This window comes from Thermoanaerobacterium aotearoense (assembly GCF_009905255.1).
GTDB lineage: Bacteria > Bacillota > Thermoanaerobacteria > Thermoanaerobacterales > Thermoanaerobacteraceae > Thermoanaerobacterium > Thermoanaerobacterium aotearoense.
Genome location: NZ_CP047602.1, coordinates 2059228 through 2074159, shown reverse-complemented (window position 1 = coordinate 2074159; position 14932 = coordinate 2059228). Strand labels below are relative to the sequence as shown.

Sequence of the window (14932 nt, the reverse complement as noted above, 5' to 3'; positions counted from 1 at the left end):
TGGTATAATTAAATTGACAAACAAAAGATACAATTGAATATTAGGATGGCGGAGAATAGGAGAGCCATATATAACCGGAGAGCCGGCTATATATGGCTTTGTCTTTTTTTAAGATTAATTTTGGTAGCTGAAAGGGATGGTAAAATGTACGACGTCATAATAATCGGTGGCGGTGTAGTAGGTTCATCAATTGCCAGAGAATTATCTAAATACGACATTAAAGTTCTACTTATAGAAAAAGAAGATGATGTAGCATCAGGTGGTGCATCAAAAGCCAATAGTGCTATACTTCATGCCGGATACGACCCAGTGCCTGGCACATTGAAAGCCAAACTAAATGTAAGAGGAAACGAAATGTTTGATGAGCTTTGCAAAGATTTAGATGTTCCAATGAAAAGAGTTGGTTCACTTGTTGCCGCATTTTCGCAAGATGAAGTAGAAAGCCTCTATAAATTGTATGATAGAGGGTTAAAGAATGGCGTCAAGAATATATCTATTATATCTGCAGATATGGTTAAGGAAATTGAGCCAAACATAAACGATACAATTGTTGCTGCTTTATATGCAAAGACAGCGGGTATTATATGCCCATACGGCTTCGTAATAGCTTTGGCTGAAAACGCTGCACAAAACGGCGTTGAATTTGTATTTAATCAAGAAGTCATATCTATAGACAAAGAAGACGATGTTTTTACAGTAAAAACACAAGACAAAGAGTATTTTGGCAAATACATTGTGAATGCAGCGGGACTTTATGCAGATGTGATAAATAACATGGTAAATGATAAACGTTTTTCAATTCATCCAAGGAAAGGCGAATATTTGATTTTGGATAAAGAGGAAGGCTATTTAGCAAATACAGTTATATTTCAAGTACCTACTAAGATGGGAAAAGGAATACTGGTGTCGCCAACTGTTGATGGCAACTTGCTTATAGGGCCTACGTCTGAGGATATATACAATAAGGAATTTCGAAAGACTACTTACAAAGGATTGGAGAAGGCCATAAAAGGCGCCAAAAAGAGCGTTGAAAAATTTAACGAAAGGAAGACGATAACACAATTTACCGGTGTAAGGGCTGTACCAGATGTAGATGGTGAAGATTTTATTATAGGCGAATCAGATGTTAAAGGATTTATAAATGTGGCAGGCATTGAATCACCTGGTTTCACATCATCACCAGCAATTGCAGAGATGGTAGGAGAAATACTAAAAGATGCAGGACTTAATATGGTTGAAAAAGATAATTTTAATCCCAAGAGAAAGCCCGTCATACGCTTTAATGAATTGACAGATGAAGAAAGAAATGAATTGATAAAAAAGAATCCGGCATACGGAAAAATTATTTGCAGGTGCGAAACAGTAACAGAAGGTGAGATAATTGATGCCATAAGAAGGCCTGTTGGAGCTAAAAGCATTGACGGCGTAAAGAGGCGGGTCAGAGCTGGCATGGGAAGATGTCAGGGAGGATTTTGCAGTCCAAGAGTGTTAGAGATTTTGTCAAGAGAGCTTAATGCAGATCCGCTTAATGTTACAAAATTTGGCGGAAGGTCAAATGTTTTGACAGCTAAAGCGAAAGAATACCTCATAAATTCGTACAAGGAACTATTAAAAAGCGGGGTGTAGACGATGGAATACGATATAGTAATAATTGGCGCAGGTCCTGCAGGACTTGGAGCAGCAGTTGAAGCGTATGAAAAAGGAGTAAGAAATATTTTGATAATCGAAAGGGATAGTTATCCCGGAGGAATACTTCAGCAGTGCATACACAATGGATTTGGGCTTATCGAGTTTAAAGAGGAATTATCCGGGCCAGAATACGCAGAAAGATTTATAGAGAAAGTAAGAAAATATGGGATAAATATGATGCTTAATACAATGGTATTAAACATATCAAGCGATAAAATAGTTAAAGCAGTGAACCAAGAAAATGGCGTAATGGAGATCAAAGCGAAAGCGATAATACTTGCGATGGGATGTAGAGAAAGACCAAGAGGTGCAATAAGCATACCTGGCACAAGGCCTGCAGGAATATTTACGGCTGGGACGGCACAAAGATATGTAAATATGGAAGGATACATGCCTGGCAAAGAGATCGTAATATTGGGTTCTGGCGATATTGGTCTTATAATGGCCAGAAGATTTACGCTTGAAGGTGCTACAGTAAAAGCTGTTGTTGAACTTATGCCTTATTCCAGTGGACTTACCAGAAACATTGTTCAGTGTTTAGATGATTTTGGTATACCGCTTCTCTTAAGCCACACTGTGATCGAAATACGCGGTAAAGAAAGGGTTGAAGGCGTGACGATAGCGCAGGTAGACGAAAACAAGAAGCCAATATTAAGCACGGCTAAATATATAAGCTGCGATACTTTAATATTATCTGTAGGTTTGATTCCTGAGAATGAACTGTCAAAAAGCGCAGGCATAATGTTAGATCCCGTTACTGGAGGACCGCTTGTGAATGAAAGCATGGAGACGAATGTGGAAGGAATATTTGCGTGTGGCAATGTCTTGCAAGTGCATGACCTTGTGGACAATGTGACAAAAGAAGCAAGGCTTGCGGCTGATTCTGCAGTAAAGTACATTAATAAGATGCTAATAAAAGAAGGCCGACACATTGACGTGAAAGCTGGTTCAGGCATTAGATATGTGGTGCCGCAAATGGTAAATTATGAGAATATAGATGACAAAGTTAAATTTCACATGAGGCCTACTGATGTGTACAAAAATGCTTATATTACTGTAAAATCAGGCGACAAACAGATAATCAGGAAAAAAATGCAGAGGCTGACACCAGGAGAGATGATTTTAATAGATGTACCAAAGGACAAATTTTTAAGCGATGACCTATCGCCTGTAGGTGAAATTACATTTGAAGTAGAGGTGGTATAAGATGGTGAAAAGAGAATTAACTTGTATTGTCTGTCCGAATGGTTGTCGCTTGGTTGTAGAAATGGAAGGAAAGGAAATTGTAAATATTACAGGATATGAGTGCAAAAGAGGATTAAAGTATGCTGAAGATGAGATAATTGCTCCCAAAAGGACTCTGACTACAATAGTAAAAGCTGAAATGGGACATCTTCCAGTCGTTTCTGTCAGGACTAAAGAGCCAATTCCAAAAGAGCTTATTGGTAAAGCTGTGCTGGAACTATCTAAAATTACTTTAAAGCCGCCAATTAATGTGGGAGATATCGTTGTCAAAAACATATTAGATACAGGTGTGGATGTTATTGCAACGAGAAATTTGTACAGCAAATAAGCGTTTAGCGATTTCTTAATTATTATACATTTTAAAAGGAAGGAATGCAAAGTATGGAGAAGATTTGTGAGAAAATAAAGTCTCCAATTAATATACATTCGCAAATATCAGCAATGATAGTCAGAAAAGTAAATGATGTATGCAAAAAGGACAATGTCAAAGTGATGCTAAGAAAGTCAGGAAGTGTAAGGCTTGTACCTGCAAACAGCATGCTTTCCATGATAACATTTTTTGCATCTGAAGGCGATGATATTGATATAATTGTAGAAGGAGATAACTGCATTTCTTCAATTGAAGAGATTAAAAAGATTTTTTTAGTTGATTTGAAAAAAGTAAATGATGAAAGTGGAACATATGAGCTTTTAAAGAATACGTCTATTGCGTACGAAGAAATATTTAATTCTATTGCGGTTGGAATAATCGCGACGGACGATAATGGAATCATAATCATATTTAATAAGGCATCTGAAAAAATAACAGGATTTAGCCTCGATAAGGCAATCGGCAAAAATATAAGTGAAGTTATGGCAGACATAGATGTAAGCCAAGTCTTAAAATATGGCAGTGAATTTTTAAATAAAAAATACGTCATAGATGAAAAGACACTTTTTTTGAATATAACTCCGATTTATGCTGGAGGCAATATTACTGGATCATTGGTGGTATTTCAAGATTTTCCTCAGATTGAGTACCTTGAGGGAGAACTTAAAAGAAGCAGAAAGCTTGATAAAGCCTTTGACATAATAGTAGGCAACAGCGGAAAATTGAAAGACGCATTGACTGTGGCATCCAAAGCGGCAGAAACGGATTCTAATGTAATAATACGAGGCGAAAGTGGTACGGGGAAAGAGTTAGTTGCTAATGCAATACATTATTCAAGCAAAAGACATGATAAACCATTTATAAGGGTAAATTGTGCTGCGATACCAAGCACACTTTTAGAAAGTGAGCTTTTTGGTCACGAAAAAGGAGCGTTTACCGGTGCAATAATGCAGAAAATAGGAAAATTTGAACTTGCCGATGGAGGAACTATCTTCCTTGATGAAATAGGAGATATCCCAATAGAAATTCAAGCCAAACTTTTGAGGGTTCTTCAAGACAAGGAATTTGAAAGAGTTGGTGGAATAAGGACTATAAAAGTAGATGTAAGAATAATTGCGGCAACAAACAAAAATCTTGAAGAAGCCATGAAAAATGGCACATTTAGAGAAGATCTCTACTACAGGTTAAATGTTATACCTGTATTTTTGCCAGCTTTAAGAGATAGAAAAGAGGACATTCCTGTTTTGGTAGAGCATTTTATAAAGAAGATGAATAAAAAGCTGGGAAGAAATGTTCAGTTTGTTACTAATACAGCCATAAAAGCTTTGATAAAGTATGATTGGCCGGGAAATATAAGAGAGCTTGAAAATCTAATTGAAAGGTGCATAACATTAAGCGATAAAGAGTACATTGACTTCGATGATCTTCCATCGTATATAAAAAATGTAAAAGACAGCAAAGACGATGAAGTAATATACTTAGGCGACAATTACGATATTGAAAAAATGGAAAATTATGAGTATAAAATAATTAAAGCCGCATTATCGAGGTATAAAAGTTTTAACAAAGCCGGAAAAGCTTTAGGATTGACACATAAAACTGTAGCTGCAAAGGCAAGGAAATTTCATCTGGTTGAAAATTAATATCAGGATGCATTTGGGATTGATACTTTTTACCAAGAAAAAATAAAAATCTTTTCATTGAAGTCGCGATATGTGGATATTTTCATCTGCATATCAATTTTTTTATTGGCATAGAATTTGCAATAGATATAAAAAAATAAAAAATATGGGGGTTAATATTATGAAAAAACTTATCAACAATCCTGAAGAAGTCGTAAAGGAAATGGTGACAGGACTTCTTTACGCATATCCAACTTACTTGAAAAAGCTTGATAATGTGGATGTTGTGGTAAGAAAAACATCTCCTGTAGAGGGAAAGGTTGGGCTTGTAAGCGGTGGTGGCAGTGGTCATGAGCCTGCACATGCAGGGTATGTAGGCAAAGGCATGTTGGATGCGGCCTGCTTAGGTGCTGTTTTTACGTCGCCAACGCCTGATCAAATCTATGAAGCTATAAAAGCTGTAGATGGCGGAAAAGGTGTTTTGCTTATAATCAAAAACTATACAGGCGATGTAATGAATTTTGAGATGGCAAAAGAGATGGCTGAAATGGATGGTATAAAGGTTTCAGAAGTGATTGTGAATGATGATGTGGCTGTTGAAAACAGCACATATACGCAGGGTAGAAGAGGTATTGCAGGTACTGTTTTCGTCCATAAAATAGCTGGAGCTAAAGCTGAAGAGGGGGCTGAGCTTGAAGAAGTTAAAGAAGTTGCGGAAAAGGTCATAAAGAATTTAAGGTCTATGGGAATGGCATTTACACCATGTACTGTGCCTGCAGCCGGAAAACCTAGTTTTACACTTGATGAAGATGAAATTGAGATAGGAATTGGAATACATGGTGAACCTGGTACACATAGGGAGAAGATAAAAAGTGCAAAAGAGATAGTCGCAGAGCTTATGGACAAAATTGTTGCCGATTTGCCATTTAACGACGCTGATGAAGTGGCATTGATGGTAAATGGACTTGGTGCTACACCTCTTTCAGAGCTTTTCATAGCAAACAAAGAAGTAAATGAATACCTTGTGGGAAAAAATATCAATGTTTATAAAACTTTCGTGGGCGAATACATGACATCGCTTGAAATGAGCGGATTTTCAATAACACTTTTAAAACTCGACGAAGAACTTAAAGCGCTTTTAGACGCATCAGCCGATACACCTGCATTTAAACAATTATAGGATATGAGCCGAAAGGGATGATGATATTGATGTTGACAAAAAGTGACGTGACAAACATTTTAGATGTGATAATAAAGATAATTGAAGATAATAGGCAATACCTTACAGATTTGGATGCGGCAATAGGTGATGCTGATCACGGCATAAATCTTGATAGGGGTTTTAAAGCAGTGAGAGATAAAATGACACAATTTTTAGATAAAGACATAGGTACAATACTTAAAAATGTTGGCATGGTTTTAGTTTCTACTGTCGGTGGAGCATCTGGACCACTTTATGGAACATTTTTCATGAGAATGGGAAATGCAGTATCTGGCAAAAGTGTATTAGATGAAAATGACATTGTTGCTATGTTTGAGGCTGGACTTTCAGGGATAAAAGAAAGAGGAAAAGCGCAATTTGGCGATAAAACAATGATAGATGCGATGGAACCTGCGCTAAATGAATTAAAAAAAGCATTAAGCGAGGGGCGCAATTTGAAAGAGGCCATAGGAGCGGCGGCAAATGCTGCATACAATGGTGTCCTAATGACTAAAGACATTGCAGCAAAAAAAGGCAGAGCCAGCTATCTTGGCGAGAGAAGCATCGGACATCAGGATCCTGGAGCGACGTCAGCTTATTTGATGATAAAAACTGTTGCTGACTATGTAGATAAGTTGCAACAATGAAGAAAGGATTGGATCTAATGGTAGGTATAGTTATTGTATCTCATTCAAAGAAGGTGGCGGATGGATTGTACGAGTTGGCTGACCAGATGACAGGAGGGAAAATAAGAATAGGCAAGTCTGGCGGCACCAAAGACGGGCGATTGGGTACAAATGTAGACGAAATTGTAGAAGAAATAAAAAAGTGCGAAAGCGGTGATGGCGTTTTAGTATTAGTCGATTTAGGAAGTTCTGTCATGAGTGCTCAAATGGCGTTAGAATTTCTTGATGGAGAATACGCGGGAAAAGTTGAGATAGCAGATGCGCCTCTTGTTGAAGGAACAATTGCTGCAAGTGTAGAGGCTTCCATAGGCAGCGACATATTAAAAGTTAAAGCTGTGGCAGAAGCGGCTAAAAATCTTGTTAAGATTTAATTGCCTGGATGATACCAGGCTTTATTTTTTTGTAGAAATTTTTATAAAAAAATATTAAAATATATAATATACAGAGGGGGGTGAAGCAGATTTACGACCATATAGTTTCTGAATACGATATCAAGCTTAAAAAATACGTAGAAGAAAGGAGATACATGGATGCGTATAAATACATTTTCAGACAAAAGAATCTTGTCAGCGGTCTTGATAGAAATATTTACTTATACTTAATTTTATGGCAAGTTAAAGTTGAAATTTATCTCGGTATTATTGAAGATGCGAAAGAGCACTTTTTGAACATTTTTGATAATATTATTTTATCTAAGAATAACATACCATTATTTATTGAATGCGTGTTATTGCTGGACATGTTTGAATTGTCGCTAAAGAAAGATGGCATATATGATCAATTGATGAACTACGATGAAGAAAATAATTGGATAAATTTATATATTTTTATATTAAGTTTTAAAAATAAAAGCAGGAATTATTCAATTGAGGACGAACTACTATATATGGCAGAAAAAAATACTGACAGATTTTTTCAGTCGTTAATACATACCGTATTAGCGGAGGCATATAAAGATGAGGATGATGTAAGATGGCATATTGAATTGAGGAAGGCTTATGAGCTTAATCACGATAATTTGAGAATGATTAGGCTTATGATACAATGGGGCGTTAAAGGAGATGATGAGCTTAGAAAGGCTAAATATTTCAGGTATTTCCCTGAAAATGAATTTATTTTAAAAAAGTATTACCAGCTTTACAGCGACGTAGCTCGTGAAGGGCGCGATTTTAATCTGTTTAAATTTAATTTATTAGAAGGTGGTGGTACAGGTGGCAGTAGTTACTTGATAACTTACGATGGTGTCAATGTATTATTAGATTGTGGCATTAACTTTAAAGATGATAACGTATATTACGATAATTTAAAAAAAATTGGCATTGATATTAAAGATATTGATTTACTCGTTATTACCCATTGCCATCTTGATCATTGTGGAGGCATTGTAAACCTTATAAAAAGTGGATTAAGTTGCCCTGTGATTATGTCTTATGAGACAAAGTATATATTGAACGGATTTTTTTCTAAAAACAGCAATATGCAGGATTTAAACCTAAATGATGCTGACTATAAGTTGCTGAGCAAAATAAACAGCATGACATTGACTGATTGCCTTTTTGACGAATCTGTGAAAGGCAGAAAAGTCTTAGTGAAGCTTATGCCGTCTGGGCATATATTGGGAGCTTGCGGAGTTTATGTAGAAATCGATGGCTTTTCGGTGTTTTATACAGGTGATTTTACTGTAAAAGATGTTGAGACAAACAGTGGACTTACAATTCCGGACGGAATGCACGCCGATGTGCTGATTACTGAGGCTACGTTTGGATATACGTCCAGCTTTAGTGTATACGATAAGGCAATTCAAGATAAGTTTATTTTGGAAGTGATAGGAGAATTAGCTAATCGCGGCATTGGCTTTATACCTGCATTCGCTGTTGGAAAAGCTCAAGATCTATTGATTCTTATGAAGAAAAACTTTGAATACATGCCGTACAATGTGTATGTCGATGGAGCATTATCGTATATAACCATGTTATATGAAAAGGTAATGGGCCCCATTTACGGAAATGGCGTGTTAAATGCAAACGACATAAAACTGTATGATAGCAAAAGGGAATTCATAAGAAAGGAAATATCGTTGGGAAATTGTCTTGTAATGACAAGCTCGGACAATCTCGCCGAAGGCAGCACTTCTTTTGTGTACGGGCGGGAGTTGATATCATTTGACAATGCGATTTTGCTTAACATAAGCAACAACATAAAGAAACCTATATCTATGTTGCAGGAGAATATTCCTATTATCAATCATGGAATATTGCAGGATATTTTAGAAGTGTTTTTGAAATTGACGCCTAAAAAGGTTTATATTGTTCACAGAGGAGCAAAGACAAATAATACATTTAATATCGAGGAGATTTTAAATTGGTTTGATGATGTAGACGTTATGGCTCCGTAGTGCGTCTAAATTTATTTTACGATGAGGGAGTAAAGGAGGAAAAATGAAACCATATATTGGCATTGACCTTGGTACTACTAATACAGTTGTAGCGTGTGCTGATTATACAGAAGGTGGCAACGTGAAGATTGATATTTTGGACATAGAACAGATTTCAGATAGATGTGGCAGTGTAACAGCGAAAAAAACGTTGCCATCCTGCATTTATGTGGATGATATGGGGTATGAATTTATAGGCCAATTGGCTAAGAATATGAAAAACATTGAATATGATCGTGTAATATACAATAGCAAAAATTACATTGGGAATAAAAACCATGTATGGCAAATTGGTAACAAAAAATACACTCCAGAAGATGTGGCAGAAAGAATTTTGTCTGTTGCTAAAGCGAACGTTGAAAGATTTTATGGTGAAAAAGTAGATGGTGCTGTTATAACTGTTCCAGCGTCTTTTAACCATGACCAAATTGAATCTACTAAAAATGCAGCTAAATCGGCAGGTTTTTTAGAGGATCGGCTTATCTTTATATCAGAGCCTACAGCGGCATTGTTGGATCTAATTTATGAAGAAAAGTTAAGCGATAAAAGACATGCTATCCACGATTTTAGCAAGCCAAAAAAGGTTTTGGTATTTGATTTAGGCGGAGGTACTTGTGATGTATCCATAATGAATGTGGAAATAAACGGTGATGACTATAAAGTTGAAGAATTGGCAATATCTCCACATACACAGCTTGGGGGTGTTGACTTTGATATATGTGGTGTTTTGTATCTATTGCACAAGTATTCTATTTTAAACGATATTGACCATAAGCGAATGCCGCATCATGTTGATGTAAAGAGATATATATTTAGCGTATTATCTCTGGAGATTGAGAAGGCAAGAATCATGTTTTCGTCTTTAAGCAGTGGGTTAACAGGTGAAGAATACGGTGATGTAGTGTATAGAAATAGCTTAGAAAATTTCTATACTGGGCAGTCATTTGAATTTGAAATAAGTAAAAAAGAATACGATGAGTGCATAAAGCCTTTGCTTACAAAAGGCGGCAATTTAGGATTCAATATAATAGATCCAATAATTGATACTCTAAATAAAGCCAATTTAGGAAAAGAAGATATTGACGAAGTCTTTTTAGTAGGAGGCATGACAGCTTACAGCACTGTTAGGGAAGCGATAGAGAACTTTTTTGGCAAAAAAACTATAAGTTATTTAGATCCTATGTATTCAGTGGCAAAAGGTGCTGCATTGTATAATTATTACAATGAAAACAAAAAGAAAATTGAAAAAGGGAAAATCATCATATATCCTGTAGTTGCCGAGAATATTTACCTTGATGTGAAAAATAATTTGCCGGTTCTATTAGTAAGTCAAGGGACGAAAGCACCCTATGAAAAAGTACATGAAGGCATTGTGAAAGTAGACAATGCTACAGGCATAAAGCTTGACATTTTATCAGGAAAAAGCATTTACGATCCAAAGATGAAAAGGCTTAAATCAGTGCAATTGACGTTTACGGACATTATAAAGCCTGGTACGCCTATTTCTATAAAAGTGACTTTTGACAAAAACAGGATATTGCATTTGGAGGCATGGGTTACCGGAAATTTTAAGCAGAAGATAGATGTCACATTTGATAAAGAGGTGTTGTATGATGGCTGTTAATTGGAGAGCTTTGCTTCAAGAAAACAGAGATTTGTTTTTTAATATACACAATGAAGAAATTAGGGAAGGCAAAGGATATTTAGGAGCGGCTGCAAATGCTGAAAAAATAGAATTGGCTAAAGAACAAGTTTTTGAATACTATATATCTGATGTAAATGCGCGGCTTGTCTATGAAAAGACGCTTAAATTAGGCGCAATAAATGAAAAAGATGCGAATTTAATAGAGGTTGAAATCATAGATCTTTTTAAAAGCATATTAGAAGAAGGGCAGAACCCTATAGAAATGTTTTTGTACTGTACGAAAGCATTGAATTTAAACAATAGAAATATTTACCAATCTATATTAAGGATCTTAGTATCGGTGTGCAATTTAAGCAAGGCAGGGAGAGATGCTCTTATCAGCGTGCTTAAGAATTGGTCATGGGATCTTCAGATGAAAATAGCAATAGAAGTCATCAGGACTATTAAAGAAAAGTCTGCTTTTGACACGCTTTTACTTCTATTTGACAATGAAAGTTTGAAAATCGAAGCTGCGGAATGCCTTTTAGATATGGGTGACGAAAGGTGTATAAGGCCTATTTTAAATATGGTGAACAAGTTCAACGGTTTTAGTGTGAATGAGAGAAACGTGGCATTTAGGCTTATAGATAGGCTTTCTCGATTTGGAGAAGCTGCTCTGTCTGAAATTTTGAAGTGCTACATGAACAATGAGAATAAAAGCCTCAATACAGTCTACTCAAATGTCATATCCCGATCAAAGGAGATGACAGTAGAAAGCTTGTCGAAGATGCTTTACAATGATGAGTACAATCAAAAAGCTGCTATAACATTAGGAAAGATGAGGATTGAAAGTGCGACAGATAGACTCATCGAGGCGTTGGAATCTCCTTTGATAGAAGATAAAATGAACATCATCATAGGTTTAGGATACACAAAGGATAAAAAGGCTGTAAAGTATTTGATGAATATGCTGGGGAATGAAAACTTAAAAAGCGATGTTAAGGCTTGCATCATAACATCGCTGGCCAATTTAGAGGCTTTTGAGGCAAAAGATATAATAAAAAAGTACATGAACGATAAAGAGCTTAGAATAAATACTATGTCTGCATTAGTGCAGTTAGGAGAGTTAAAATACTTGGGAGGATTATTTGAGTATTTAATATCTTCAAGTAATTCTTACAACGATATATCATGCGCAATCAAAGAGCTTAAAAGGCTTAAAGGATTTAAGGACAGCAAGATAAGCAAGGAAATAACCAATGGAGTTAAGTATTTAATAAGAAATAATGATGGATTTGCATGTTTAAACGCATTAAGGATTTTGGACACCAACATTGATGACAGCATGGCTGAAGAATTGATTTTAAAACTTAAGACAACTAAGAAAGAAGAGATTCAATACACTATTTACAAAATTTTAGGCAAGAATACAGGTTTATTAAGCAACATCATAAATGAAAGAATTTTTATTGATGCGTCGTTTAACGATAGCACCAGAATCAGATATCTTGCGCAAAAGATTATTGAGAGGAATTACAAAGGAAAAGATAAACTTATAAAAGCATGAAGGGAAGATGTGTCTTGTTAGACAAAAATGGAATAGATACTGCCAAATGTTTAGATATATTTCTATACTCTTTACCGTACAGCGTATTAATAAAGCCTTTTAATAAGGACAAAAGTCTTCAGAAGAAACTTGCCGGATTTAGACTAAACGAAAAATCCAGTCCTCCATCAAAAGTCGTTCCTATACTAAGGCAGGAAATATTAAAAGGAAACTTTGATTATGCTGATTTAATAGATGCATGGAAGGTTTTAAAAAAAGACCTTTATGAAAAGATAAGCGCTATGAATGCTAAAGAAATAGAAGAAAATATAGGTGAGTTATGCCGCAATTATGGACGCGAAAATGTCGTTTCTGCACTTTTTATTGACAATAGGCAGGAACTTGGTGATATAATTAATAAAGCCATAGAATTAAAGGTGGATGTGGCTGTGGATGTTGTTAATGAAACATCGGCAGTAGATGATGAAATAATGAATCAAAAAGATAGCGTAGACTTACTCAAAAAGGTCAAAAAACTTGAAAGAGAAGTAGAAAAATTGCAGGACAAATTGATAAAAGAAGAAAAAAAGAATATAATTGAGGTGGACAATTTAAAAAAGGCGTTGGAAAATAAGGACAAGGAAATAGCGTCTTTAAGTAAAAGATTGGAGGACTTAAGACAGGAAAAAAGGCATTTGGAAATGATTCTGGAGCATATAGGTGTAGAATTTGACAAACACGTGGTAAAGCTCATAAATGAAAGCATGGCTAAAGAGAAAAAAAGTGAAAATTTAAAGTTTTCTTTAAATAAAATATTGATGGATTTGCAGCAAGATAATCAAGAAATAAAGAAAAACTTCTCTGAAATCAAGGAATTGATATTTAACCTTGAGAAGAAAATTGCATCTAATTATGAAGGAGCTGCCCACTTGCAATCGGCAGTAAGTTTAGAAGACGATGATTACTCTTTGTTGGATGATCTGTCAAAAATGCTTAAAAATTCATAATTGCGAGGTGTAACAATGCATCATGATGAGATTCAAAAACTTAAAAAGATACTAATTGAAGACAATAATGATGAAACTAATATTTCGAGGGCACTTAAAGAAGTATTTAAAAAACAAAAAAGCATAATCATGACCATTTGCGTCTTAGAACTTATATATGAATCTGTATATCTATATGACATCATTTTAAAAAGAAGTGGTGTTTTGAAATTTATAAAAAATGTAGATAACCAACTGTACGTTACTGTTGAAAGTTACAGAGATGTTGTCAGCAGGATCAGGCATTATAGGCAGATAGACATGAAGATTAGAGATAACATCATAAAAACGCTTCAAGAGGAAAAGGATAAATTAGAAGCAGATCTTGAAGTGCTATTTGGGTACTTTGTGGAAGCAAGGTATTGCAGCGATGTGTTTAATGATAAATTAAAGATTTTTAATCAGAATGAAATTAATATAAGCATTGAGGAGTTTTACGATAAAATTAAAGAGTTTGTATTTGAAAATGAAGATGAAAAATTTGAGAGGATTCAGGAAGTCATATCAGCTATACCTTTTGCCCTTTCCAGAAAGAGATTTTTTGATTACATGAAAAGCGGATTGATCCATGAGTACGCTGGCTACGAGAAACTTTTAGAGAGCATTTTTGAGATAGAGGAAAATTTTTATGGAAAATTGGTAGAAGGTTATGGGGATAAATTTGCAGAGATAGCCAACAAAATAGATGAGCTTCAGACATTGGACTTAAAGAATGCTGCAAAAGATGATTTAGATATGTATTTAAAAGAGACAATCTTGCTTTTAAGCAAGATACAGGATGTAAGAGAAATAGTTTATTCCCTCATCAGGATCGTAAACAGACTTTTGATATTTTATAAATCAGACAAAAAGATAGAAGATATTATGCATGAGGAACCTAAAATAAAAATCTTTTTTGACATTTACAGCAGTATATACGAGGAAAGATATACTAAGAAGAAAGTCAAAGACTTTTTAAAGATGTTGAATGAAAATATTTCTAATTGGTATTTTGAGCTTTACAATTACAACAGATTGTTGAGCGATGTGAATTATCTTGAAAATGAGATAGATACATTGATAGATGAAGATATACTGAACGATATAGAAGTTTTAGCTGAGTACGAAAATCTGATGAATGATGATAGCGACGAATTTGACGACATCACAGGCGACATAATAGAAGGAAGCATTGTTGAAGACGAAATAAATAACCTTGTTTCAATGATAGATGATATAACGAAGTTTATGAATCCTGACTACAGAAAGGTACGAATGAGGCGGCTTTTAGGAATTATACCTGTTCCTGGGAATTTTGAAAATGAGTTTTTAAACTATTTAAAAAGCTCTTTGGAGTTTGAGACGACATCAAATGTTAAAGCTGCCATAATGGAAAGTGTTGACAAAAGGATAAAGCTGTACAAGGACATGAAAAACAGCAAGCTTTTGTATGAAGCTCTTTTAAAAAACGTCAAGGAAGGATTGTAGTG

The 14932-nt window shown here is 35.2% G+C and carries 12 protein-coding genes; all 12 read left to right on the top strand.

All coding sequences use genetic code 11. The features are described from left to right. Positions 1-144: 144 nt before the first annotated feature. Positions 145-1626 carry an NAD(P)/FAD-dependent oxidoreductase gene (locus GSH73_RS10295; RefSeq protein WP_014758098.1) on the top strand — a complete coding sequence of 494 codons (1482 nt, stop codon included), beginning with the start codon at positions 145-147 and terminating at the stop codon, positions 1624-1626. Between the two features lie 3 nt (positions 1627-1629). After that, complete coding sequence (locus tag GSH73_RS10290) at positions 1630-2895, top strand: NAD(P)/FAD-dependent oxidoreductase (protein ID WP_014758099.1); 1266 nt, start codon at positions 1630-1632, stop codon at positions 2893-2895. A 1-nt stretch (position 2896) separates the two neighbouring features. After that, positions 2897-3262 carry a DUF1667 domain-containing protein gene (locus GSH73_RS10285; protein WP_014758100.1) on the top strand — a complete coding sequence of 122 codons (366 nt, stop codon included), beginning with the start codon at positions 2897-2899 and terminating at the stop codon, positions 3260-3262. Positions 3263-3315: 53 nt separating this feature from the next. Beyond that, positions 3316-4947, top strand: coding sequence for a sigma 54-interacting transcriptional regulator (locus tag GSH73_RS10280; RefSeq protein WP_014758101.1), 1632 nt, complete (start codon positions 3316-3318; stop codon positions 4945-4947). 160 nt (positions 4948-5107) lie between these two features. Beyond that, the gene (gene dhaK / locus GSH73_RS10275; protein ID WP_014758102.1) at positions 5108-6106 is read left to right on the top strand and encodes a dihydroxyacetone kinase subunit DhaK; all 999 of its coding nucleotides are present in this window, start codon (positions 5108-5110) and stop codon (positions 6104-6106) included. Positions 6107-6132: 26 nt separating this feature from the next. Next, entirely contained in the window at positions 6133-6774 is a 642-nt protein-coding gene (gene dhaL / locus GSH73_RS10270) for a dihydroxyacetone kinase subunit DhaL (RefSeq protein ID WP_038070019.1), read from the top strand. Positions 6775-6791: 17 nt separating this feature from the next. Continuing rightward, a complete protein-coding gene (gene dhaM, locus GSH73_RS10265) occupies positions 6792-7184 on the top strand; it encodes a dihydroxyacetone kinase phosphoryl donor subunit DhaM (protein WP_014758104.1) in 393 nt (130 codons plus the stop codon). Between the two features lie 80 nt (positions 7185-7264). Next, a complete protein-coding gene (locus tag GSH73_RS10260) occupies positions 7265-9208 on the top strand; it encodes an MBL fold metallo-hydrolase (RefSeq protein ID WP_014758105.1) in 1944 nt (647 codons plus the stop codon). Between the two features lie 43 nt (positions 9209-9251). Next, a complete protein-coding gene (locus tag GSH73_RS10255) occupies positions 9252-10871 on the top strand; it encodes an Hsp70 family protein (RefSeq protein WP_014758106.1) in 1620 nt (539 codons plus the stop codon). Then, entirely contained in the window at positions 10858-12438 is a 1581-nt protein-coding gene (locus tag GSH73_RS10250; protein WP_038069982.1) for a HEAT repeat domain-containing protein, read from the top strand. Before GSH73_RS10255 ends, GSH73_RS10250 begins: the two co-directional genes overlap by 14 nt. Positions 12439-12452: 14 nt before the next feature. Beyond that, on the top strand, positions 12453-13424 hold the full coding sequence (locus GSH73_RS10245) for a coiled-coil domain-containing protein (RefSeq protein ID WP_233432538.1): 972 nt from the start codon (positions 12453-12455) through the stop codon (positions 13422-13424). Positions 13425-13439: 15 nt separating this feature from the next. Continuing rightward, complete coding sequence (locus GSH73_RS10240) at positions 13440-14930, top strand: hypothetical protein (RefSeq protein WP_014758109.1); 1491 nt, start codon at positions 13440-13442, stop codon at positions 14928-14930. The last annotated feature ends 2 nt before the right edge of the window (positions 14931-14932 follow it).